Raw genomic sequence first — 23551 nt, forward strand, 5'->3', positions numbered from 1 at the left:
ACCCGAGATCCATCGAGCCGCGTCGACCGGACGGAACACCCACCCGGTAGCCCGCAGGCCGGCGCGCGACTCACGGCGGCACCCCGAGCACGTGCGTGCTGCCGGTGCGCGCCGGCCACGGCAGCGCCCCGCGGTCGAGCTTGCCGTTGGCGGTGGCGGGGAAGCCGTCCACGAACACCACCGCGGCCGGCACCATGTAGTCCGGCAGCGCGGCGGCCACGTGCCGGCGCAGCTCCCGTACGGTCGGGCGGCAGGCGGGGGCCGGCACGACGTAGACCACCAGGGCGCGCTCGCCGTCGCGGTCCGGCCGGGCCAGCGCCACCACGTCCTTCACGCCGGCGTGCCCGCGCAGCCGGTGCTCGACCTCGGCCAGCTCCACCCGGGCGCCCCGGATCTTGACCTGCCCGTCGACCCGGCCGAGGAAGGTCAGCACCCCGTCGGGGCCGAAGCTCGCCCGGTCGCCGGTGCGGTAGAGCCGGCCGCGCGGGTCGGGCCCGAGCGTGTCCGGGACGAACCGCTGCCGGGTCAGCTCCGGCTGACGGTGGTAGCCGAGGGCGAGGACGTCGCCGCCGATGAGCAGGTCGCCCGGCACCCCTACCGGGCACGGCCGCAGGTCCTCGTCGACCACCCAGTACTGCGCGTTGTCGATCGGCCGCCCGTACGGGATGCTCCGCCAGGCCGGGTCGATCGCGCCGACCTCGAACCAGTTCGACCAGACGGTCGCCTCGGTCGCGCCGCCGAGGCTGACGATCGTCGCCCCGGTGAAGACCGACCGCACCTCGTCCGGCAACGTCAACGGCGTGTAGTCGCCGCTGAGGTAGACCAGCCGCAGGTCGCCGGTCCCGGCGGCGCCCCGGTGCGCGCCGAGCAGCGGCGCGAGGTGGGCCAGCGTGGTCGGCGCCGAGTTCCAGTACGTCACCGGCTCCCGCAGCAGCACGTCGAGCAGCAGCTCCGGGTCGCACCGCTGCGCGTCGTCGGCGACGTAGACGCCCGCCCCGTACGCGGGCAGGCCGAGCAGGTCGAAGACGGACAGGTCGAAGCCGAGCGAGGTGACCGACAGGCCCAGGTCGTGCGGGCCGAAGCCGTGCGTGCGGCGGCACCAGGCGAAGAGGTTGTGCAGCGACCGGTGCGCCACGGCCACGCCGTTGGGCCGGCCGGTGCTGCCGGAGGTGAAGACCACGTAGGCGGTGGAGTCCGCGCCGGTGCCGGGCTCCGGGCTCCGCAGCTCGCGGCGGTCCGGGACCGGGGCGTCGGCGGGTACCGTGCGCACCCCCGGCGGCACCGGCCAGCCGTCCTCGCCCGCCGTGCCGACCAGCAGCCGCACACCGGCCTCGGTCAGTAGGGTGTGCGCGCGTTCGGCCGGGAGCGCCGGTTCGACCGGCACGTAGCAGCCGCCCGCCTTCAGCACCCCGTACACGGCGACCGGCAGCAGCGGGCCGCGCGGCACCCGGATGCCCACCGGCGTCTCGGGTCCCACTCCCTGGTCGCGCAGCGCCCACGCCAGCCGGTTGGCGAGCCGGTCCAGCTCGCCGAAGGTGAGCGCGCCGCCGGCCCAGCGCACCGCCACGGCGTGCGGGCGGAGCCGGGCCTGTGCCTCGAACAGCCGGTGCACCGGGCCGTCCGCGGCGTACGCGCGGGCGGTGGCGTTCCACGCCCGCTGCTGCGCGGCCGGGTCGGGCACGGCCGGCCCGGGTCCGGCCGGGTGGGCCGACGGGCGGGCCGGCGTGGTGGTCATCGGCTGCCGGCCAGCACGGCGCTGATCACGTCGGTCAGGTGCACCAGGAGCGGCGGCTTCATGATTCCGATGTGGTCCCCCGGCACCCGGTGCAGCTCGATCCCGCCGCCGATCAGCTCCTCCCAGCGTTCGAGGTAGTCGGCGAACGTCTGACCGGACGACACCACGTGCTGGCCGTTGGCGAGCGCGTCGCTGGCGATGAGGTGCAGGCTGCCGGCGTAGCGGGGGTTCGGGTACTCGATGAGCGCCTGCAACGACTCCCGCCAGACCCGGACCATCCGCGGCCAGGCGGCGCCGACGCCGCGCTCGGGCAGCGCCATGCCCTCCTTCTCGTCGATGTCGTTGGCCACCCGCTCGTAGAGGTCCATGATCTCGGCGCGCCGCTCGGGCGTGTCCGCCTCCGGCCCGCCCCGGTCGATCTCCAGCACCAGCTTCTCCAGCCGGCGCACGAAGCCCATCTGCTCGTAGAACTTCGGCCGGGTCTGCGCGTCCAGCACCGGGTCGAGGAGCATGAAGGTCACCTCCTCACCGGCGTCCAGCAGCAGGGTGGCGAGCTCTGCCGCGATCGTGCTGCCGCCGCACCAGCTGAACAGCCGGTACGGCCCGTGCGGCTGGGCGGCCCGCAGCTCGTCGAAGTGCCGGCGGGCCATCTCGGCGGCGGTGGGGATCGTGGCGTGGTCGCCGTGCGGCTTCGGCCACTCGAACGCGGCCAGCGGTAGCTGCGGGTCCAGGTACGGCAGGAAGCGCTGGAACCAGTGGGCGCTGCCGCCGCCGGGGTGGATGCAGAACAGCGGCGTGGCGCTGCCGCGCCGCAGCCACAGCAGCGCCCGGTTGCGGCTGCCGGGGGCGGCCGGCGCCTCGGGGCCGCCGACCGCGCCGTCGGTGATCGCGGCGGCCAGCCGCGCGACGGTCTGGTGCTCCAGGAAGGCCCGGAACGTCAGCTCCACGCCGTGCGACTCCCGCAGCAGCGAGATGACCCGCATCATCGCCATCGAGTGCCCGCCGAGGTCGAAGAAGTCGTCGTCGATGCCGACCCGGTCCAGCCGCAGCACCTGCGCCCAGGCGTCGGCGATGGTCTGCTCCAGCGGTGTCCGGGGCGCCACCGGCGCGATCTGCGCGGCGGCGGGCCCCGGCTCGGCCGCGACCAGCGCGGCGCGGTCGACCTTGCCCGAGGCGGTGACCGGGAACTCCCCGACGACGTGGCAACGGGTCGGCACCATGTGCGCCGGCAGCCGGCGGCGTACGTGCTCGCGCAGCTCGGCCGGGGACGGGGCGGCGCCGCAACTGCCGGCGGTGAGCCGGACGAACGCCACGAGCGTCGCCTCCTCGGTGCCCGCCGCGGCGACGGCGACGGCCGCAGCCGCGACGCTCGGGTGCGCCTCCAGCGCGTGCTCGACCTCGCCCAGCTCGATGCGGAAGCCGCGGACGCTGACCTGCTGGTCGCCGCGCCCGTGGAAGCGCAGCGAGCCGTCGGCGGCGCGGGAGACCACGTCGCCGGTGCGGTACATCCGGCTGCCAGGCGGTCCGAACGGGTCCGGAACGAAACGGTCGGCGGTCAGCGCCGGACGGCCGAGGTAGCCGCGGGCCAGGCCCGCGCCGGCGACGTGCAGCTCGCCGCGCACCCCGGCGGGCAGCGGTCGGCCGTCGACGTCCAGGACGTGGCACCGCACGTTCGCCAGCGGGGTGCCGATCGACGGCATCCGCTCCGGCGAGCCGGGGGCGACCGGCGCGTACGTGGCGGCGACGCACGCCTCGGTGGGGCCGTAGAGGTTGACGAACGCGGCGTGCCGCGCCCACCGGTCGGCCTGCCCGGCGGGGCACGCCTCGCCGCCGACCAGGGTGACCCGCAGCCGCGGGAAGTCCGCCGGGTCCAGTCGGCTCAGCATCGACGGCGGCAGGAAGAGGTGGGTCAGCGTGGCCGCCTCGCCGCGCAGGTCGCCCGGGTCACGGTCGGGCTCGGGCAGCACCAGCTCGGCGCCGGCGGTGAGCGCGGCGACCAGCTCGGACACCGACGCGTCGAAGCCCACCGAGAAGAACTGGAGCATCCGGTCGCCCGGCCGGACGTCGAAGACCTCCTGCTGGGCGTGCCGGAGGTTGAGCAGCGCCCGGTGCGGTACGCCGACCCCCTTGGGCCGCCCGGTCGAGCCGGACGTGTAGGTGACGTACGCCAGGTCGTCCGGCGCCACCGTCACCTCCGGCGCGGTGACTGGCATGTCGAGCTGGGCGGACTCGTCGGTCACGTCGACCGTCGGCACACCGGCCGGACCGGCCTGGACGAGGCCGGCCGGCAGCCGCCCGGCGGCGAGCAGCACCGCGGCGGCCGTGTCGTCGAGCATGAACCGCAGCCGTTCGACCGGGTACGCCGGATCCAGCGGCAGGAACGCGCCGCCCGCCTTCAGCACGGCCAGTACGCAGACGGCGAGGTCGGGCGTCCGCGGCAGGCAGATGCCGACGACCGTGCCCGGGCCGACGCCGTGCGTACGCAGCCGGTGCGCCAGCCGGTTCGCGCGTAGCTCCAGCTCGGCGTAGTAGACCTTGACGACGCCCTGCCGCAGCGCGACGGCGGTGGGCGCGGACCGGGCCTGCCGCTCGATGAGCCGGTGCACCGGCTCATCGGTGGGGAACGCCCGGTCGGTGCGGTTCGGGTCGACGAGCACCCGCTCGCGGTCGGCCGGCGCCAGCGTCACGGTCCGCGGCGACAGCGACGGCGACAGCGACGGCGACGCGGCCGGGGTGGTGTCGGGACCGGCGCCGGGGTCGCGGGCGACACCGGCCCCGGCCGCGCTGGCGGCCATCGACGCCAGCACCTGCCGGTAGGTCCGGCCGACCAGCTCCAGGTACGGCCGACCGATCCTGCTCGGCCGGCCCAGCAGGCGCAGGTGGCCGGGGAACGACACCGCGGAGAACGGCTGCTCGCTCGGGCTGAAGTCGGCCTCCAGGTCGATGCCGGAGCTCCAGTCGAGCATGTGGAAGTCCAGGTACGTGAAGCTGACGTCGACCAGCGCCGAGGCGTGCCGGCCGTCGCGCCGCATCGCGGCCATCGGGTAGCGCCGGTGCGGCCACGTCCGCGCCTCGCGGGCGAAGACCGCCCGCACCAGCTCCGGCCAGGTCGCGGCGGTCAGGTCGGCGGGGAACGGCACCGTGTTGAGGTACATGCCGATCACCTCGTCGCCGCGCAGCCGCTCCGGCCGGCCGTTGCCGACCAGGCCGGTGAAGAAGCGCTGCCGCCCGGTGACCACGCCCCAGGCCGCGAGGTGGGCGGCGTGCAGCACGCTCTTCAGCGACGCCCCCGCGTCGGCCGCGAGCTGGCGCAGCGCCGGCTCCAGGTCGGCGTACTCGACGACGACCTGCTCCGGCGCGTCGTCGGCGCCGTCCGGCCCCTCGGCCCCGTCCGCCTGGCCGCCCCACTCGGCCGGAATCTCCAGCTTGTCGGCGGCCGTGATCGTGGCCGTCCAGAAGTCCCGGTCGGCCGCCGAACGCAGCGACTCCTGCTCGGCGGCGACGAAGTCGGCGAACCGGACGGCGGGCAGCGGCGCCGGCCGGGGCACGCCGCCCCGGCGCAGCGTCCGGTAGTACCCGAGCAGCTCGGCGATCACCGACGTGTGGCTCCAGCCGTCGAGGATCGCATGACACTCGACGTGGGTGAGCCACCACTCGCGTTCGCCGGTCTGATGCACCGTGTAGCGCAGCAGCGGCGGCACGGCCAGGTCGAACGGCGCGGCACGCTGGGCGAGCAGGAAGTCGTCGAGGACCTGGCGCCGCGCGGCCGGCGGCAGGTCCCGCAGGTCGTCCAGGTCCACCGGCAGCTCGGCGGTGGGGTGCACCAGTTGCAGCGGCCGCGTGTAGCCGGCGAGCGCGAACGAGGTACGCAGGATCTCGTGCCGCCGCACCAGCAGTGCCGCGGCAGCGCGCAGGTCCGCCAGGTCGAACGGTGTCTCGTCCTCGATCCGGTAGCAGCTGACGTTCACGTAGACCGGCCGCTGCGCGGCCAGCATCTCGTACACCATTCCGGCCTGGATCTCGCCCATCGGGTACGCGTCGACCAGGCCCGGCGGCAGCAGCGCGCGGTCGGCCTCGGACAGCAGCGCGAACGGCGCCACGACCGGCTGCTCGGTCACCTCGGCCGGCTGCTCCGGCGCCCGGGCGCCGACCAGTTCGGCCAGCTCGGCCACCGTGGCGTGACTGAACAGGTCGTGCACCGACACCGGCAGGCCGGCCGCCCGCAGCGCCCCGACGGCGCGGATCGCCCGGATCGAGTCGCCGCCGTGCGCGAAGAACGCGTCGTGCCGGCCCACCGCGTCGACGCCGAGCGCGTCGGCCACGGCGCGCGCGATCGTCCGCTCCAGCGGGGTGCGTGGCGCTTCCGCCGCCGGCGGAGCGCCGCTGGGCGGTGCGGGCAGCGCGCGATGATCGACCTTGCCGGCGGCGGTCAGCGGCAGCGCGTCGAGCACCACCCACCGCGCGGGCACCAACTGTCGGGGCAGCCGGGCCCGGGCGTACGCGGCGACGCCGTCCCGGTCGACGGCCGGCCCGCCCTGCCCGGCGCCGGCCCCGGCGGCCGGGCCGACGAGGTACGCGACGAGCCGGTCGTCGTGCACGGTGACCACGGCGGCGACGACGTCCGGGTGCGCGGTGAGCACCGCCTCGACCTCGCCCGGCTCGATCCGGTGGCCGTGCAGCTTCACCTGCCGGTCCAGCCGGCCCCGGTACTCGATCGTCCCGTCGGCGCGGTGTCGGGCCAGGTCGCCGGTGCGGTAGAGCCGGCCCCCCGGCTGTTTGCCGAACGGGTCCGGCACGAACCGGTCGGCCGTGTGCGCGGGGCGGCCCAGGTAGCCGCGGGCGAGCTGGACGCCGGCCACCACCAGCTCGCCGGGCACGCCGACGGGCAGCAGCCGCAGGTCCGGGTCGACGACGTGGGCGCGGGTGTTGGCGACCGGCCGGCCGATCGTGACCGGCTCCCCGGGCAGGCACCGCGCCGCGGTCACGTCGATCGTCGCCTCGGTCGGGCCGTAGAGGTTGTGCAGCTCGCAGCCGATCCGCTCGGGCACGGCCGCCGCCAGCTCGGCCGGGAGCGGCTCGCCGCTGGCGAAGATCCGGCGTACCGAGGGCAGCTCGCCGACCGGCGTGTCGAGGAAGGCGCGCAGCATCGACGGCACGAAGTGCAGCGTGGTGACGCCGTGCTCGGCGATGGCCGCGGCCAGGTACGCCGGGTCCCGGTGCCCGCCGGGGCGGGCGACGACGAGTGTCGCGCCGGTGATCAGCGGCCAGAACAGCTCCCAGACCGAGACGTCGAAGCCGTACGGGGTCTTGTGCAGCACCCGGTCGGTGGCGTCGAGCGGGTACTCGCGCTGCATCCAGGCCAGCCGGTTCACGAGCGCGCGGTGGGTGATCACGACGCCCTTGGGCGGGCCGGTCGAGCCGGAGGTGTGCAGCACGTACGCCGGGTGGTCCGGGTCGGGGTCGCCGGGCAGCGTCCCGTGCGGGGCGGTGGCGTCCGCGTCCGGCCGGAGCACCGTGCGCGTGGCGGTGCCGACGGTGTCCCGGTCGGTCACCACGACCCGTACCGCGGCGTCGGTGAGCAGCTGCTCCAGCCGCTGCGGCGGGCTCTCGGTGTCCAGCGGCAGGTAGGCGCCGCCGGCGGTGAGCACGGCCAGCAGCGCGGTCACCAGGTCCGGGCCCCGCTCCAGGCACACCCCGACCACCGACTCGGGGCCGACGCCGGCCGCGCGCAGCCGCAGCGCCAGCGCGGTGACGCGGGCGTCGAGTTCGGCGTACGACAGGCTCCGCTGCGCCGTCCGCACGGCCACCGCGTCCCCGGTGGCGGCCACCTGGGCCCGGAACAGCGCGGGCAGCGTGGTGGCCGGCACGTCGGTCGCGGTGTCGTTCCAGCCGTCGAGCAGCTGCGCGCGCTCGGCCGGCGGGAGGATGTCGACGTCGGCCAGCGGGATGTCCGGGGTTGCCGCCACGCCGGCCAGCAGCCGACCGACGTGTGCGACGAAGCGCTCGATCGTGGCGCGGTCGAACAGGCTGGTGGCGTACACCGCGGCGCCGGCGAGCGAGCCGTCCGGGCCCGGGCCCACCGACAGGGTCAGGTCGAACTTGGCGTCGGCGAACGGGATCGGCACCGACAGGACGTCCAGTCCGGGCGCCTGGAAGCCGTCCGGTCCGGCCTCCTGCCAGACGAACATCGTCGAGAAGAGCGCCGTCCGCGCGGGGTCGCGGACCGGCGCCAGCTCCTCGACGAGCTGCTCGAACGGCAGCTCCTGGTGGGCGAAGGCGTCCAGCGACGTACGGCGGACCCGCTCGACCAGCTCGCCGAACGTCGGTTCGCCAGCCAGGTCGGCCCGCACCACGACGGTGTCCACGAAGAGCCCGATGAGGTCCTGCACGTCGTCGTGCCCACGGCCGGCGACCGGGGTGCCGACCGTGACGTCGGTCCGGCCGCTCCACCGCCCGAGCACGACGGCGTACGCGGCCAGCAGGACCATGAACGGCGTGGCCCGGTGGCGGCGGGCCAGCTCACCGAGGGCCGCCGCCACCTCGGCGGGCACGGTGAACGGCACGACGTCACCGGCGGAGTCCCGTACCGCCGGCCGTGGCCGGTCGGCCGGCAGGTCCACCGGCGTGGCGCCGGCGAGCTGGCGGCGCCAGTAGGGCAGCTGGGTCTCGCGCAGCTCAGCGGTCCGCTGCCGCTGCCAGGCGGCCACGTCGGCGTACTGCGCGGGCAGCGGGGGGAGGTCGGCCGGGTGACCGTCGAGCGCGGCGGTGTAGCGGTGGTGCAGCTCGTCGAGCAGCAGGCCCTCCGACCAGAGGTCCATGGCGATGTGGTGGGTCGTGAGCAGCAGCAGGTGCTGGTCGGGTTCCCGCCGGACGAGCAGCGCACGGAGGACCGGCCCGGCGGCCAGGTCGATCGGCTCGCGGTCGACGGAGACGAGCCGGTTCAGCAACTCGCACTGGGTGTCGCCGTCCAGGTGGGTGAGGTCGCGGATCGGCAGCGGGACCGGGGCGGGCGGATCGATCAGCTGCACCGGCTCGCCGTCGGGGCCGGCCGGGTAGCGGGTGCGCAGCACCTCGTGCCGGGCCACCAGCCCGTCCAGCGCGGCCCGCAGCGCGTCGAGGTCCAGCCGGCTGCCCGGCCGATCGGTCATGTGCAGCGCGATCTGCACCAGGTACTCGACGCCGCCGGGGCGCAGCCGGTCGAGGATCCACAGCCGGCGCTGAGCGTACGACAGCGGTGGCGGGTCCGCCCGCGACGCCCGGGGGATGCCCGGCTCGGGGAGTGGCTCGAGGCCGAGCAGCCGGCGCTCCAGCAGCTTCTCGTGCGGGGTGGGCGACTCCAGCATCTCGGTCATCGGGTTCCTTCCCGGGCGGCTCGGGACAGCAGGTCCTGCACCTGGCTGTCGGAGAGTCGGCTGACGTCGGCGCGGACCGCGGCGGTGACCACGGCCGCGAGTCCGGCCACCGAGGTGGCCTCGAACAGGACCTGCAGGGGGAGATCGACGGCGAACGTCTGCCGCAGCGCGGTACGCACCCGGGCGACCAGCAGCGAGTGGCCGCCGAGGTCGAAGAAGTCGTCGTCGGTGGCGATGTCGTCGACGCCGAGCAGCCGCGACCAGATCCCGGCGACGACCTGCTCGACCGGGCCGGCCGGCGCCGCCGGGGCGGGTGCCGGCGGAACTGCCGCAGTCGCCGGCACGGCCGCAGTAGCCGGCACGGCCGGCACGGCGGGCGCCGGAGCCAGCCGGACCGCCCGGGCCTCCGGTTCGCGGGTCGACCGCTCCAGCAGCGCCACGTAGTCCTCGGCGAGCCGGAGCATCGTCGTCCGGTCGAACAGGCCGCCGGCGTACTCGAGAACGCACCGCAGGTCGCCGGCCGCGGTGCGGCAGACCGTGAACACCAGGTCGAACTTGGCGTCGGTGGCGTTCATGGGCAGCGGCCACACGGTGGCGCCGCCGAGCGTGCCGGGCGTCTCCGCCGTGTGCAGGACCTGGAACATGATCTCGAACAGCGGGTTGCGGGCGGGGTCGCGGCGGGGCCGGACCGCCGCCACGACGTCCTCGAACGGCACGTCGTTGTGCACGAGCGCGGCCAGCACCGTCGTGCGCACCCGGTCCAGCACCTCGGTGAACGACGGTTCGCCCGCCAGGTCGGTCCGCAGCACCAGGGTGTTGACGAAGAAGCCGATCAGGTCCTCGGTCTCCGGCACGTCCCGCCCGGCGGCGGGCATCCCGACGGCGATGTCGGTGCGGCCGGTCCGGTGCGCCAGCAGCACCTGGAAGGCGGCCAGCAGCGTCATGAACGCGGTCGTGCCGTACCGCTCGCCCGCGGCGGCGACCAGCCGGGCGACGTGCCGCGGCACGTCCACGGCGAGCAGGTCGCCGCGGGGGTCGCGGCGGGTGCCGCGCGGACGGTCGGTGGGCAGCAGGACCGGTTCGAGCCCGGCGAGCTGGTCCCGCCAGTAGCCGATGCCGGCCGCGCCGGCGGCCTCGCGCCGGGCCTGCTGCCAGGCCGCGACGTCGGCGTACTGCACCGACGGCGGCGCCGGCACGGGCCGGCCGGCCGCCAACGCGCGGTACGCGTGGTCCAGGTCGCGCAGCAGCACGTCGCACGACCAGGCGTCGGCGGCGATGTGGTGCAGGGTGAGGCCGACCAGGTGCTCCGTCGGCGCGAGCCGTACCACCATGACCCGCAGCGGGTGCTCCCGGCGCAGGTCGAACGGCCGGCCCGCCGCCGTGTCGAGCAGCGCCGCCGCCCGGGTCCCGGCGTCCGGTCCCCCGGTCAGGTCCACGACCGTCACGTCGGCCGGGCCGGGCGGGTCGACGACCTGCACCGGCTCGCCGTCGCTGTCCCGGTACCGGGTGCGCAGCACCTCGTGCCGGCCGACGACCTCGGTCACGGCGCGGGCGAACACCGCGGGATCCCACGGTCCGCGCAGGCGCATCCGCAGCCAGACGAGGTATTCGGTGCCGTCGCCGTGCAGCCCGTCGAGGAACCACAGTCGCTCCTGCCCGGGCGACAGCCGCAGCGCGCCGGTGCGCGGCACCGGCCGGATCCGGGTGCCGCCCGGCGGCGGGGCGTTCGTCTGGTCGGGCATCCGGCTCGGCATCGGCGGTCTCCCCCTTCACCGGCGGTCGGCGTCGGATCGAGACTGGTGGACGCGAGCAGGCCGGAACCAGAGAAGGAGCGGCAGAGGCGTTGCCGGTCCTTCTCTGTCCCGGCACGAGCCGCGATCGGCAGAGTGGCATCGAGTCGGCGCACGGCACACCGGACGCAAGAGCGGGTCCGGACGCCCGGAACGGAACACCGACGACGGCCCCTGCTACCGAAAGGCGCGGCGACATGCCCGGAACGATCGCGGTACGGACGATGGCGTCGTTCCTGCCGCAACGGTCGGTCGCGGTGGCGGAGCTGCCGGAGCTGGCGTACCTGGGGCCGGCCGAGCGGGAACTCTGCGCCGGCCTCGGGATCGACCGGGTGCGTACCGACCCGGAGCTGGACGCGTTCGACCTGGCGGCGGGCGCCGCCACCCGGGCGCTGGGCGCCGCCGGGCTGGACCCGGCACGGATCGGGGCGCTGGTCGTGGTGGAGTCCCGCGCGCCGGCCACCCTGATGAGCTCCGCCGAGACCCGGCTCCAGGCGTACCTCGGCGCCGACCGGGCCCTGACCTTCGCCGTCGGCGGGCTGGGCTGCGTGTCGACCACGCCGGCGCTGCTGGTGGCGCGTGGCCTGCTGGCCGCCGACCCGGACCTGACCGACGTCCTCGTCGTGCACGGCAGTACGCCGGCCACGCCCCGGCGCTACCGGCACCCCGTCACCGTCAGCGGCGACGGGGGCATGGCCGTGGTCGTCTCGCGGGACGGGCCGCTGCGGGTGCGCGACGTGCTCCAGGAGACCGACGGCCGCTACTGGGACCTGTTCCGGGTGGACTACCGGGACCGCCCGTCGGCCCGCTGGACCGAGCAGTGCCGCGACCCCCGGGAGTACTCCTTCCAGCTGGCGCTGGAGAGCCGCAATCGGCTGCGCGCGATGTACCGGAGCCTGCTCGACCGCAACGGGCTGACCCCTGCGGACGTCGCCCGGCACGTCAGCCACAACCTGTCGGCGGGCGCGTTCCGGTTCGTCGAGGAGACGCTCGAGGTGGCGATCGCCCCGACCTGCCGCGACAACCTGCGCGACCTGGGCCACCTCGGCGCGAACGACGTCCTGCTCAACCTGGCGACCGAGATCGGCACCGGGCGGCTGCGGGGCGGCGAGCGGGCCGTACTGATCAGCTCCAGCCCCGTGGCCGCCTGGAGCATGGTGCTGGTCGAGTTCGACGGCGATCCCGCTGCGGCCGTCGCGGGAGACTGAGATGGGAGTGGGGATGGGAGCACCGGACCGGCCCGCGGTGGCGCGGGAGCTGCACGACTTCATCGCCCCTGCGGTGTCCGGACCGATCGGCCCGGACGAGGACTACTTCGCGCTCGGCCTGCTCAACTCGCTGTTCGCGATCGAGCTGGTGGTGTTCGTGGAACGTCGCTTCGACATCGAGGTCGAGGTGGCCGACCTCGACCTCGACCACTTCCGCACGATCTCCCGGCTGACCGACTTCGTGCTGGCCAAGACCGCCGGCCGGGCCGGGATCCCGGCGTGACCGCCGCGGTCGCGCCGCCGGCGCTCGACGATCTCGGCGACGACCTCGCCGCGTCGGCGCGCGACGAGGCGGCCCGCTGGGACCGGGACGGCGCGCTGCCCGCCGGGGTACGCCGCGCCGCGGCGACCGCCGGGCTGCTCACTGCTGACCTGCCGGTCGGGCACGGCGGCCTCGGCGCCACACCGGCGCAGGTCGGTGAGCTGTGCGCCCGGCTCGGCGGCGTGTGCGGCGCGCTGCGCGCGCTGGTCACCGTGCAGGCCATGGTCGCCGCGGCCGTCCTGCGCTGGGGCACCCCCGAGCAGCGGGCGCGCTGGCTGCCCGCGTTCGCCCGCGGTGAGCTGCTCGCCGGCTTCGCCGCCACCGAGGTCGGCGCGGGCAGCGACCTGACCGCCGTCGACACCCGCATCCGTGCCGTCGGCGGTGGCCGGCAGCCGACCCTGGAGCTGACCGGGGCCAAGCGGTGGGTGACCTTCGGCCAGGTCGCCGACGTGCTACTGGTGCTCGGGGTGCTGGACGGCCGGCACACCGCCGTGCTCGTCGAGACCGACCGGGCCGGCGTGGCGCGGCAGCCGGTCGAGGGCCAGCTCGGCCTGCGGGCCGCCCAGCTGGCCCACATCCAGCTCGACGGCGTACGGGTCCCGGCGGCGAACCGCGTCGCACCGCCCGGGTTCGGCCTGTCGCACGTCGCGGCCACCGCACTGGACCACGGCCGGTTCACGGTCGGCTGGGGCTGCGTGGGCATGGCCGAGGCGTGCCTGCGGGACATGACCGACCACGTGCTCACCCGTCGGCAGGGCGGCACCCTGCTCGCCGAGCACCAGACCGTACGGGGGCTGCTGGGCCGGGCCGCGGTGGACACCGCCGCCGCGCGGGAACTCGCCGCCCGGGCCGCCCGGTGGCGGGCCGCCGGTGCTCCGGACGCGATCGCCGGCACGGTCGCGGCGAAGTACGCGGCGGCGCGCACCGCCGCCCTGGTCGCCGGTACGGCCGTGCAGGTCCTCGGCGCGGCCGGCTGCGCCCCGGACAGCCGGGCCGGCCGGTTCTACCGGGACGCCAAGGTCATGGAGATCATCGAGGGCTCCGCCCAGGTGGCCGAACTGCACGTCGCCGACCACCTGCTGCGGCGTGCCCGCGCGGCGGGGCCGGGAGGGCGGCCGTGACCAGCATGGTGAAGTGCCTGGTCTGGGACCTCGACGACACGCTGTGGGACGGCGTCGTGCTGGAGGGCGACGAGCCGGTGCCGTTCCCCGCCGCCGTACGCACGCTGCACGCCCTGGACCGGCGCGGCGTCCTGCACGCCGTGGCCAGCCGGGGCGAGCATGCCGCCGCCACCGCCCACCTGGCCGCGCACGGCCTGCTCGACCTGTTCACCCGGGTCGAGGTGGGCTGGGGCGCCAAGTCCCTCGCGGTCACCCGGATCGCCGCCGACCTGGGCATCGGCCTGGACACCGTCGCGTTCGTCGACAACGACCCGGTGGAGCGCGCCGAGGTGGCCGCCGCGCTGCCGGTCGTGCGCTGCCACCCGGCCGACGCCGTCGCCGAACTGCCGGCGCTGCCCGAGTTCGCCCGCGAGTTCGTCACCGAGGAGTCCCGGCAGCGCCGCCAGCTCTACCGGACCGACGAGCGACGCCGGGCCGCCGAGGCCACGCATGCCGGGCCGCCCGCGGACTTCCTCGCCTCGCTCGGCCTGGTGCTGGAGGTGCGCCGGGCCGGCCCGGCCGACCTCGCCCGGGCGCATGAGCTGACCGTACGCACCCACCAGTTGAACACCACCGGCGTCACCTTCAGCCTGGCGGAGCTGCACGCGCTCTGCGCGTCGCCGCGGCACGAGGTGCTGGTGGCGCGGCTGCGGGACAGGTTCGGCTCCTACGGCACGGTCGGGCTGGCCGTCACCGAGTCGCAGCCGGCCGCGACCGTACTGCGGCTGCTGCTGATGTCGTGCCGGGTGCTGTCCCGCGGTGCCGGCGCGGCCCTGCTCGACCACCTCGTGCACACCGCGCTCGCCGCGGGCCGGCGGCCGGTGGCGGAGTTCGTGCCCACCGCGGTCAACCGGCAGATGCTGGTCACCCTGCGCTTCGCCGGCTTCGCCGTCGAGGACGACGCGGGCGACCGGTGGACGCTCGCGATCGACCCGGCCCGGCCGCCGGCCGCGCGGGCACACCCGGTGCGGGTGGTGACGGCGTGAGCGGACGCAGCGGACGGATCATCAGACGCGGCGAGGGGGGAGCATGAGCGGAACCGTCGGGGTGGTCGGCGCCGGCACGATGGGGCTCGGCATCGCCCAGTGCCTGGCCGAGGGCGGGTACGACGTGGTCGTGGTCGACCCGGCGCTCGGGTCGGCGACCGGGGTGGCGGCGGCGGTGGACCGGCTGCGTACCGGGCTGCGGCAGGCCCGGCTGCTGGCCCCGTACCGCGCGGGCGAGCCGGTGGCCCGGGTGGTCGAGCGGATCAACTGGACCGGCCGGACCGCCGGGCTCGACCGGGCCGGGTACGTGATCGAGTGCGCACCGGAACGCATCCCGCTCAAGGAAGGGATCTTCGGCGAGCTGGACGCCGTCTGTCCACCGGCGGCGGTGCTCGCGTCGGTCACCTCCGCCATCCCCATCGACCGGCTCGCCGCCAGCACCCGCCGGCCGGACCGGGTGGTCGGGACGCACTTCATGAATCCCGCGCCCCTCAGGGACAGCGTCGAGGTGGTGCGGGCGCCGCGGACCAGCGTGGACACCCTCCAGCGCACCCTCGACCTGCTCGCCGCGATCGGCAAGACCGGCATCGTGGTCGCCGACGGGCCGGGCTTCGTGATCAACCGCGTGTTGATGCTCACCGTGAACGAGGCCGCCGAGGTCGTCGGTCAGGGCACCGCCGACGCCGCGACCGTCGACCGGGTCTTCCAGGAGTGTCTCGGCCACGCGACGGGTCCGCTGCGTACCGCCGACCTGATCGGCCTGGACACCGTCGTCGACACGCTCCTGGTGCTGCTCGAGTGCACCGGCGACCCCCGCTTCCGGCCCGGGCGCACACTGCGGGAACTGGTGGACGCGGGCCGGTACGGGCGCAAGAGCGGCAGCGGTTTCCACCAGTACCCGCAGCCGGTCGCGACCGCCGCCACCTGACCACCGTCGAGCTCCGCGCCCAGCACCCGCACGGCTGGCCGGGTCAGCCTGGGGTGAGGACGCAGAACTCGTTGCCTTCCGGGTCGGCGAGGACCGTCCACGGGACCTCGCGGTCCAGCTCGACGGCGGTGGCGCCGAGAGTCCGCAGTCTGGCCGCCTCGGCCGCCAGGTCGTCACCCGGGTACGGGCGGACGTCGAGGTGGACGCGGTTCCACCCGGTCTTGACGTCGGGTGTGCGGAGGAACCGCAGGTAGGGGCCGACGCCCTTGGCGGAGCGCAGTACCGCCCTGTGGTCGGTCACCTCGTGCAGGGCCCAGTCCATGGCCTCGCCCCAGAAGCGCGCCATGGCTCGCGGATCCGCGCAGTCGACCACCACCGCGGCGATCGGCCCGGTGTCCCGGTGGAGCGGTCGGGGGTCCAGCACGCAGAACTCGTTGCCCTCCGGGTCGGCCATGACCGTCCACGGGACGTCGCCCTGGCCCACGTCGGCGGGTCTCGCGCCGAGCTCCTTCAGGCGCGCGACCGTCTCCGCCTGGTGGGCTGCCGAGGTGGTGGCGAGGTCGACGTGCACGCGGTTCTTCACCGTCTTGGGTTCCGGCGAGACGATGAGGTCGATGCAGACCGCGACGGGGTCGGGGTAGACGAAGCCCTCGGGTTCGAGGTTGGTCACGCCGGGCCCCTCGCTGGAGACTCCCCAGCCGAGCGCCTCCGCCCAGAAACCGCCAAGCGCGGAGTCGTCCCGGGCCTTCATGTTGATCTGCACGAGCCGCGTTGCCACGCCGGCAATGCTAGGGCCCGTCGAGCCGACGGTGGTGCCCGCAGTTCCTCCCGGTGCCGGTTGACGCACACCCCCTAGAGCGTCCTAGGACAATAGTTCCGTGCAGGCCTGGACCGCTCAGGGGCGCCGGCGGGCGTTGAGCCGGGCGGCCTGGCGCGTCAGGTGGTCTCGTTCGGCGAGGTTGGGCGCCTTCCGGGCCGCTTCGGAGTACAGCCGTGCCGCCGTCGCCAGGTCACCGTCGCGCTCGTGGAGGTACGCCGCCACCGCCGCGTGGCGGGGCAGCGAGTCGTCCAGCGCCACGAGCGCCGCCAGACCGGCGCGCGGCCCGTCCGCCTCGCCGACGGCCACCGCGCGGTTGAGCCGGACGACCGGGCTGTCGGTCAGGCGCACGAGCTCGTCGTACCACTCGACGATCTGCACCCAGTCGGTCTCCCCGGCGGTGGGCGCGTCGGCGTGCAGCGCCGCGACGGCTGCCTGGGCCTGGAACTCCCCCAGCCGGTCGCGGGCGAGGGCGGCCTGCAGGATCTCGACGCCCTCGGCGATCGACGTGGTGTCCCACCGGCCGCGGTCCTGCGCGGCGAGCGGCACCAGGCTGCCGTCGGGCGCGGTCCGGGCGGCGCGCCGGGCGTGGTGCAACAGCATGAGGGCGAGCAGCCCCGCCACCTCGGGGTGGTCGATCGCGGCCGCGAGCTGCCGGGTGAGCCGGATGGCCTCGGCGGCGAGGTCGACATCGCCGGAGTAGCCCTCGTTGAAGACCAGGTACAGCACGCGCAGTACGGTCGCGACGTCGCCGGGCTGGTTGAACCGCACGCCGGAGACAGTGCGCTTGGCCCGGCTGATGCGTTGCGCCATGGTCGCCTCGGGCACCAGGTACGCCCGGGCGATCTGGCGGGTGGTCAGCCCGCCGACGGCACGTAGCGTGAGCGCGACCGCGGACGCCGGCGTCAGCGACGGGTGGGCGCACAGGAAGTAGAGCTGGAGCGTGTCGTCCACCGCGGACGTGGGCCCGGGCGCGGGCTCCTCGTCGACGAGGTCCTCACGCCGACGGCGGGCGACGTCCGCCCGGGTCGCGTCGAGGAACCGACGCCAGGCCACGGTGACCAGCCAGGCCTTCGCGTCGCGCGGCGGGTCGGCCGGCCAGGTGCGCACCGCCTCGACCAGCGCATCCTGTACGGCATCCTCGGCCGCCGCGAAGTCGGCTCCGCGGCGGACGAGGATCCCGAGCACTCCGGGCGTGAGGCTCCGGAGCAGGGCCTCCTCCATCAGGTCACTCCGTGATGGTGGGCGGCGCGGTCAGGAACGGGCGCAGTTCGAGCCACTCGTGGATCGGCTTCCCGCCCGCCCCGGGGGCGGCCGACAGCTCCCCGGCCAGCTCGACGGCGCGCTCGTAGCTGTCGACGTCGATCACCATCCAGCCGGCGATCAGGTCCTTGGTCTCGGCGAACGGGCCGTCGGTGACCGGCGGGCGCCCCTCACCGTCGTACCGGACGAACGTCCCCTCGGGGGCGAGCGCCTGACCGTCGACGAACTCGCCGGTCCCCTCGAGCCGGGTCGCGAAGTCCTGCATGTACTGCATGTGCGCCGAGATCTCCTCCGGCGTCCACTGGTCCATGGGTACGTCGTTGACCCCGGCCGGAGCGCCCCGGTAGTGCTTGAGCAGCAGGTACTTGGCCATCGTGTTTCCCCTCTGGTGCGGGTGCGAACCCATTCTGATCGCGTCCACCACGGGGACGGCGCCGGTCCCGGGTTCTCGACATCGCCGTCCGGATATTTCTGGGTCGATCCCGCACCCGGGCCCGGGGCATGCGCGAGATCCGGTGTGCGTCGGCTCCTGCCCCGCGCGCTCCGGTGCCGTCCCGTTCCCCGCGGGCGACCCAACGGCGGCCGGGTCCTCGGGGTGAGCGGCGGCTCCGGCAGCCAGGGCGCGCAGATCGTCCTCGGCACCGACAGCGGGGCCGCTGACCAGCGTTGGCGGTTCGTCTGAACCGTGTCGCGAGGAGCTCCACCCGGCCCTAGCGGCGCGGTGGCGCTCCGACGCTGCGGCGGGCGACCAGGGAGGGCGCGATCGTCTGCCGAAGCGGGCCGGCGACGTCCGACGACTCGATCTGGGCGAGCAGCAGGTCCAGGCTCGCCCGGGCGACCGCGGCGAAGTCGGGCCGCACGGTGGTCAGCGGCGGGATGAAGTACGCCGCCTCGGGCACGTCGTCGAAGCCGACCACGCTGATGTCGTCCGGCACCCGCAGGCCGTGCTCGTGCAACGCCCGCAGCACGCCGAGCGCCAGGTGGTCGTTGGCGGTGAAGACCGCCGTGACCTCCGGTATCCGGGCGAGCATCTGCCCGCACCGGTAGCCGGCCGCCGCGGACCAGTCCGCCGGGATCAACGGCGGCGCCTCGGCGCCCGCCGACCGCAGGGCCTCCCGCCACCCCTCGATCCGGCCCGCGCTGTCGAACCAGTCCGGCGGGCCGGACACGTGCCAGACCGTCCGGTGCCCGGCGTCGAGGAGGTGCTGCGTGGCGGCGCGGGCCCCGGCGACCTGGTCGACCGTCACCAGCGGGATCGGCCGCCGCGGGTCGCCGTCGACGGTGACCAGGGGTACGTCCTTCGGAAGCCGTCCGAGCGCCTCCCCGGCCGACTCGACGGGCGCGATCACCACGATGCCGGCGACCCGGTGCGCGAGGTGCCGCTCCACCGCCGCGGAGATGGACTGGTGGTCGAGGTCGCTGACGCTGCCGACGCTGACCGCGAAGCCCGCCTCGGCGGCCGCCTGTTCCAGCGCGGTCAGCAGCGACGCCGGGCCGAAGAGGGTGGTGTTCTGCGCGACCACCCCGATCACCTGGGACCGGCCGGTGACCAGCGCCCGCGCGGCCCGGTTGGGCCGGTAGCCCAGCTCGGTGATGGCCGCCTGGACCCGCAGCCGGGTCTGCTCGCGCACATTGGGGTGCCCGTTGAGGACCCGGGACACCGTCTGGTGCGATACGCCGGCGAGGCGAGCCACGTCCGTCATCGCGGGACTGCGCACGGCCACCTCACCTCCCCCGCCTGCCCGTCGGCGATCACACACGTCGGCGTCGACGGGAGCGTCCATCATGTTGCTGCCTCCGCCACGGCGACGTGTGCCGGGTGACCGGTGGAAACGCCGACAGTCTACGCCAGTCGTCCGTCGGCCCGGGTGCGGCTGAGCCGGCACACCAGACGCGACTGCCGGCGGCGCGCGCCCGGGGCGGGAGCGGTCTCCGATGATTCCCGCACCCCGCCCCGGGCCATTCGCCGTACGAACCTCAGGCTCTCGCACACCTGGGAACGGCGACCGGTGTCATGGTGTCGCCAGGGTGAACCGGCGCACCGTCACCTGGCCGCCCAGCGACTGGGTGGCGTAGTTGAAGATGCCGAACCGGTATCCCATGAAGAACTGCCAGGCGTTGTTGAGGGTCAGGGCGTTGCCCAGCGGGACGAACGTGACCCCGTCGGTGCTGTACGAGAACCTCGCCTGGCGCCCCGAGCCGGGCCGGATGTCCGCGTTGGCGCGCAACCAGATCCGCCCGCCGGACACCGGTGCGCTGGCGATCTCGGTGCCGGTGCCGGTGGTGTTCCAGTTGTCGGTACCCATGGTCAGGCCGTTGGTCATGACCACCCGCGTGGCGCCGTTGTCCCGCTTGACGCCGATCCACGCCGAGGTGTCGCGCAGCATCGCCAGCCCGGTCCGGTCGCCGTCGCGCATCGCGGAGTAGTCGAGTTCGATGGTGCCCGTCGAGGTCGGACCCTGGATGCGGTGGGTCACCGTGTTGCGCGCGCGGTAGAGGTCGTTGGTCACCGTCGCGGTCTGCAGGCGCAGCCCGTTCTCCACCGACCACCGGCTGTTGTCCGGGTTGTGGTTCCACTCGTACTGGACGCCGAGGGTGGTGCCGGGGAAGGTGTCGGTCCCGGTGAGCGGCTTGACCGGACGCGACGGCAGCGGGTTGGGGTAGTTGACGCCCCAGGAGCCGTTGACCGTCTGCACCTGGGGCCAACCGTCGCTGGTCCAGGTGATGGGGGCCAGCGTCGGCATCCGACCACCGGGGTACGCGTCGGTGAACGCCATGTAGTACCAGCCGCCGTTCTGGGTCTGCACCAGCCCGCCCTGGTGCGGCACCCCACCGCCGGAGATCGGACCCGGCATGTTGAGCAGCACCTGTCGCTGCTCGTACGGGCCGAACGGGCCATTGGTCGACTTCAGCACGTACTGGCCGTTGGCCGGGCGGGTGAGCCAGATGTAGTACGCGCCGTTGCGCTTGTAGAAGCGCGCTCCCTCCAGCGTGCCGATGTTCGACGGCGTCTGGTACACCTGCTGGGCCCGCACCTGGGTGCGTCCGTCCGGCGACAGCTGGGCCACGCTGATCGTGCCGTTGCCGTACGCGACGTACATGGTGTCGTTGTCGTCGACGAGCATCCCGGCGTCGTAGTAGCAGTTGGGGATGGTGGTGTGGCGGCTCCACGTGCCGTCGACGGCGGACGCGGTGTAGATGTGCGTCTGGGCGAAGTCGATGCAGCCGGCCCAGTAGAAGGTGCGGTTGCTCGGCCGGTAGTTCAGTGTGGAGGCCCAGATGCCGTCGACGTACCCGTGGCTGCCGTTGGCCAGGTCGTACTTCGTGCCGAAGTCCAGCCGGGGCACCGAGTGCCCGGCGAACTCCCAGTTCACCAGGTCCCACGACCGCAGCACGGGGGCGCCGGGCGAGTAGTGCATGGTGGAGGCCGACATGTAGTAGACGTCGCCGACCCGGATGATGTCGACATCGGCGAAGTCCTGCCAGACCACCGGGTTGGTGAAGGTGCCGCCGGGGTTGCCGCCGTCGCCGACGCGGACCAGCTGCCACTGCTGATGGCCACCGTTGAAGTCGTCGTACTGCACGATGTTGCCGCCGTCAGCGGTGGAGGCGTTCTGCACCTCGACCACCTTGTTCGAGTTCCGGTTGATCAACCGCACGTACCCGTCGGCTGAGTCCGCCAGCCGGAACTGCTGGTTCGTCCCGTTGCCGTCGCTCCACTGCACGATGCTGGCGCCGTTGGCCGTGGAGAAGTTGTAGACGTCGAGCACCTTGCCCGAGTGGCGGGACTTCAACCGGTAGTACCCGCCGCCGGAGTCGACGAACTGCCACTGCTGCCCGTTGCCGTTGTTGCGCGACCACTGGGTGATCCGCGCCCCGTCGTTCGTGGCCCCGTTGTACAGGTCCAGCACCTTGCCACTGTTGCGGTTCACCAACACGTACCACGCGTTGGTGTCCACCGTCGCCGCCGAAGCCGGCCCCGGAGACACCGCGACGAGCCCGCTCCCCACGAGTACCGCGACCACCGCGGCCGAGACACGCGACAACCAACCACGCCGTCGGGGCACAGCCCGCGAGGGCCCACCAAAGGCAACCATGATCCTCCTTCGAGAGCGCTGACAGGAACGTCATCCGTCGGGGAGCGTCACCCGGGCGCCTGCGGCCACCACGGCGATCATTCGTCCCAGATGTGATCGCTCACAGCCGCGCCACCCTCATGACGCGCAGAGTTGCACGACCCCGGATAAGGGGGTCTTCGGCCGGCATGCCCGTGGAGGCCGATCGCCCCATCCATCGACTGTGAGCGATAACATGACGTTCGTCAAGACGTTGCGCATGAGGCGGGACAGCGACCGGAACGCCGACGGGGGCCCTCCCGGCACGGGAGGACCACCCGGGATCACCGACGGAATCGACAAGCGGGCCAGGTCGAGGGCGCGCTGGTGGTTGCCCTCCTGCGCGGGTCAGAACCCCCGGGCGAGGCGGTAGTAGGCCTGGTTCCACCGGATCTCGTTGGCGAAGCGGCGTGGCTCGGTGTGCTCGTCGATGACGACCAGCTCGGTGCGTACCATCTCGGCCAGGTCGTGCAGCTCCTCCACGCCCACCGCCTGGGACAGCACCGTGTGGTGCGGGGCGCCGGCGGTGATCCAGGCCTCCGCCGAGCCGGCCAGGTGCGGGCGGGGCCGCCACACGGCCCGCGCGACCGGCAGCCGGCGCAGCGGATGCGGCGGCGCGACCACGTCGACCTCGTTGGCCACCAGGCGGAAGCGCTCCCCCATGTCCGCGAGGCCGAGCACCACCGCCGGGCCGGGCGCGGCGTCGAACACCAGCCTGACCGGGTCCTCGCGGCCGCCGATGCTCAACGGGTGGACCTCGACCTTCGGGGTGTCACCGGCGATCGTCGGGCAGACCTCGAGCATGTGGGCGCCGAGCACCAGCTCGTTCCCGGGCGTCAGGTCGTAGGTGTAGTCCTCCATGAAGGACGTCCCACCCTCCACCCCGACCGCCATCGCCTTGAGCGAGTGCACCAGCACCGAGGTCTTCCAGTCGCCCTCACCGCCGAAGCCGTAGCCGTCGGCCATGAGTCGCTGTACGGCGATGCCGGGCAGTTGGCGCAGACCGCCGAGGTCCTCGAAGTTGGTGGTGAAGGCCCGGAAGCCGCCCTCGTCGAGGAACGCGCGCAGACCCAGTTCGAGGCGCGCGGCGTAGCGCAGCGAGTCGTGGCGCGCCCCGCCGGGCCGCAGTTGCGGGTCGACCCGGAGGGTGTCGTCGTACTCCTTGACCAGGTCGTCGATCTGCGCGTCGGCCACCTGGTCGACGACCGCGACGAGGTCGTTGACGCCGTACGTGTTGACCGAGACGCCGAAGCGCAGCTCCGCCTCGACCTTGTCGCCCTCGGTCACGGCGACGTCGCGCATGTTGTCGCCGAAGCGCGCCAGCCGCAGCGACCGCATCGCCGAGTAGCCGAGCGCGGCCCGGGCCCAGGCGCCGATCCGGGCCGTCACCCGGGGGTCGCTGACGTGCCCGGCGACGGTCTTGCGGGCGACGCCGAGCCGGGTCTGGATGAAGCCGAACTCGCGGTCGCCGTGCGCGGCCTGGTTGAGGTTCATGAAGTCCATGTCGATCTCGTCCCAGGGCAGCAGGACGTTGGCCTGGGTGTGCAGGTGCAGCAGCGGCGTCCGCAGGGCGTCCAGGCCGGCGATCCACATCTTGGCCGGCGAGAAGGTGTGCATCCAGGCGATCACCCCGACCACATCCTGCGCGGCGGCGTCCCGACAGGCCTTGAGGATGTCGGCGCTGGAGGTCAGGACCGGCTTCCAGACCACCCGGACGGGGATCCCCGGCGCGTCGTCGAGCTGCGCGGCGATCTGCCGGGACTGCTCGGCGACCTGCCGGAGGGTGTCCTCGCCGTACAGGCCCTGGCTTCCGGTGAGGAACCAGACCTCGGGTTGGGGGTGCGTTGCCATGCAGTTGCCTTCCGCGAGATGGGC

At 74.4% G+C, this 23551-nt stretch carries 14 protein-coding genes; 5 read left to right on the forward strand and 9 right to left on the reverse strand.

Going from position 1 to position 23551, the window contains the following annotated elements:
- Positions 1-70: 70 nt before the first annotated feature.
- The 3 genes from ACPXCB_RS07020 to ACPXCB_RS07030 are packed head-to-tail and all read right to left on the reverse strand — an operon-like array spanning position 71 to position 10841.
- On the reverse strand, positions 71-1735 hold the full coding sequence (locus ACPXCB_RS07020) for an amino acid adenylation domain-containing protein (protein ID WP_425873255.1): 1665 nt from the start codon (positions 1733-1735) through the stop codon (positions 71-73).
- A complete protein-coding gene (locus ACPXCB_RS07025) occupies positions 1732-9087 on the reverse strand; it encodes an amino acid adenylation domain-containing protein (RefSeq protein ID WP_425873257.1) in 7356 nt (2451 codons plus the stop codon). Before ACPXCB_RS07025 ends, ACPXCB_RS07020 begins: the two co-directional genes overlap by 4 nt.
- The gene (locus ACPXCB_RS07030; RefSeq protein WP_425873259.1) at positions 9084-10841 is read right to left on the reverse strand and encodes a condensation domain-containing protein; all 1758 of its coding nucleotides are present in this window, start codon (positions 10839-10841) and stop codon (positions 9084-9086) included. Before ACPXCB_RS07030 ends, ACPXCB_RS07025 begins: the two co-directional genes overlap by 4 nt.
- Before the next feature lie 233 nt (positions 10842-11074).
- On the opposite strand from ACPXCB_RS07030, the gene ACPXCB_RS07035 reads away from it, so the two are divergent.
- Genes ACPXCB_RS07035 through ACPXCB_RS07055 form a run of 5 tightly spaced genes read left to right on the forward strand, consistent with a single transcriptional unit; the run spans position 11075 to position 15481 of the window.
- Positions 11075-12085 (forward strand): ketoacyl-ACP synthase III family protein, encoded by a 1011-nt coding sequence (locus ACPXCB_RS07035; protein ID WP_425873261.1) that lies wholly within the window; start codon positions 11075-11077, stop codon positions 12083-12085.
- A 13-nt stretch (positions 12086-12098) separates the two neighbouring features.
- The gene (locus ACPXCB_RS07040; RefSeq protein WP_151452852.1) at positions 12099-12368 is read left to right on the forward strand and encodes an acyl carrier protein; all 270 of its coding nucleotides are present in this window, start codon (positions 12099-12101) and stop codon (positions 12366-12368) included.
- Complete coding sequence (locus tag ACPXCB_RS07045; RefSeq protein ID WP_425873263.1) at positions 12365-13528, forward strand: acyl-CoA dehydrogenase family protein; 1164 nt, start codon at positions 12365-12367, stop codon at positions 13526-13528. Before ACPXCB_RS07040 ends, ACPXCB_RS07045 begins: the two co-directional genes overlap by 4 nt.
- A 5-nt stretch (positions 13529-13533) precedes the next feature.
- Positions 13534-14553: an HAD-IIIC family phosphatase gene (locus ACPXCB_RS07050; protein ID WP_425873425.1), complete on the forward strand. Its 1020-nt coding sequence runs from the start codon at positions 13534-13536 to the stop codon at positions 14551-14553.
- A gap of 43 nt (positions 14554-14596) precedes the next feature.
- Positions 14597-15481 carry a 3-hydroxyacyl-CoA dehydrogenase family protein gene (locus ACPXCB_RS07055; RefSeq protein WP_425873265.1) on the forward strand — a complete coding sequence of 295 codons (885 nt, stop codon included), beginning with the start codon at positions 14597-14599 and terminating at the stop codon, positions 15479-15481.
- Between the two features lie 43 nt (positions 15482-15524).
- Here ACPXCB_RS07055 and ACPXCB_RS07060 read toward each other — a convergent pair whose 3' ends face one another.
- From ACPXCB_RS07060 to araA, 6 genes are all read right to left on the reverse strand, one after another.
- The gene (locus tag ACPXCB_RS07060) at positions 15525-16259 is read right to left on the reverse strand and encodes a VOC family protein (RefSeq protein ID WP_425873267.1); all 735 of its coding nucleotides are present in this window, start codon (positions 16257-16259) and stop codon (positions 15525-15527) included.
- A 117-nt stretch (positions 16260-16376) separates the two neighbouring features.
- Positions 16377-17522, reverse strand: coding sequence for an RNA polymerase sigma factor (locus ACPXCB_RS07065; protein WP_425873269.1), 1146 nt, complete (start codon positions 17520-17522; stop codon positions 16377-16379).
- Between the two features lie 4 nt (positions 17523-17526).
- Entirely contained in the window at positions 17527-17934 is a 408-nt protein-coding gene (locus ACPXCB_RS07070; RefSeq protein ID WP_132236607.1) for a YciI family protein, read from the reverse strand.
- A 337-nt stretch (positions 17935-18271) separates the two neighbouring features.
- Complete coding sequence (locus ACPXCB_RS07075) at positions 18272-19264, reverse strand: LacI family DNA-binding transcriptional regulator (RefSeq protein ID WP_425873272.1); 993 nt, start codon at positions 19262-19264, stop codon at positions 18272-18274.
- A gap of 309 nt (positions 19265-19573) precedes the next feature.
- Entirely contained in the window at positions 19574-21658 is a 2085-nt protein-coding gene (locus ACPXCB_RS07080; RefSeq protein WP_425873274.1) for an RICIN domain-containing protein, read from the reverse strand.
- A 366-nt stretch (positions 21659-22024) separates the two neighbouring features.
- Entirely contained in the window at positions 22025-23527 is a 1503-nt protein-coding gene (gene araA, locus ACPXCB_RS07085) for an L-arabinose isomerase (RefSeq protein ID WP_425873276.1), read from the reverse strand.
- Positions 23528-23551 lie beyond the last annotated feature (24 nt).

Origin of the sequence: Micromonospora sp. DT62 (genome assembly GCF_049847285.1) — a bacterium.
Taxonomy (GTDB): domain Bacteria; phylum Actinomycetota; class Actinomycetes; order Mycobacteriales; family Micromonosporaceae; genus Micromonospora; species Micromonospora reichwaldensis.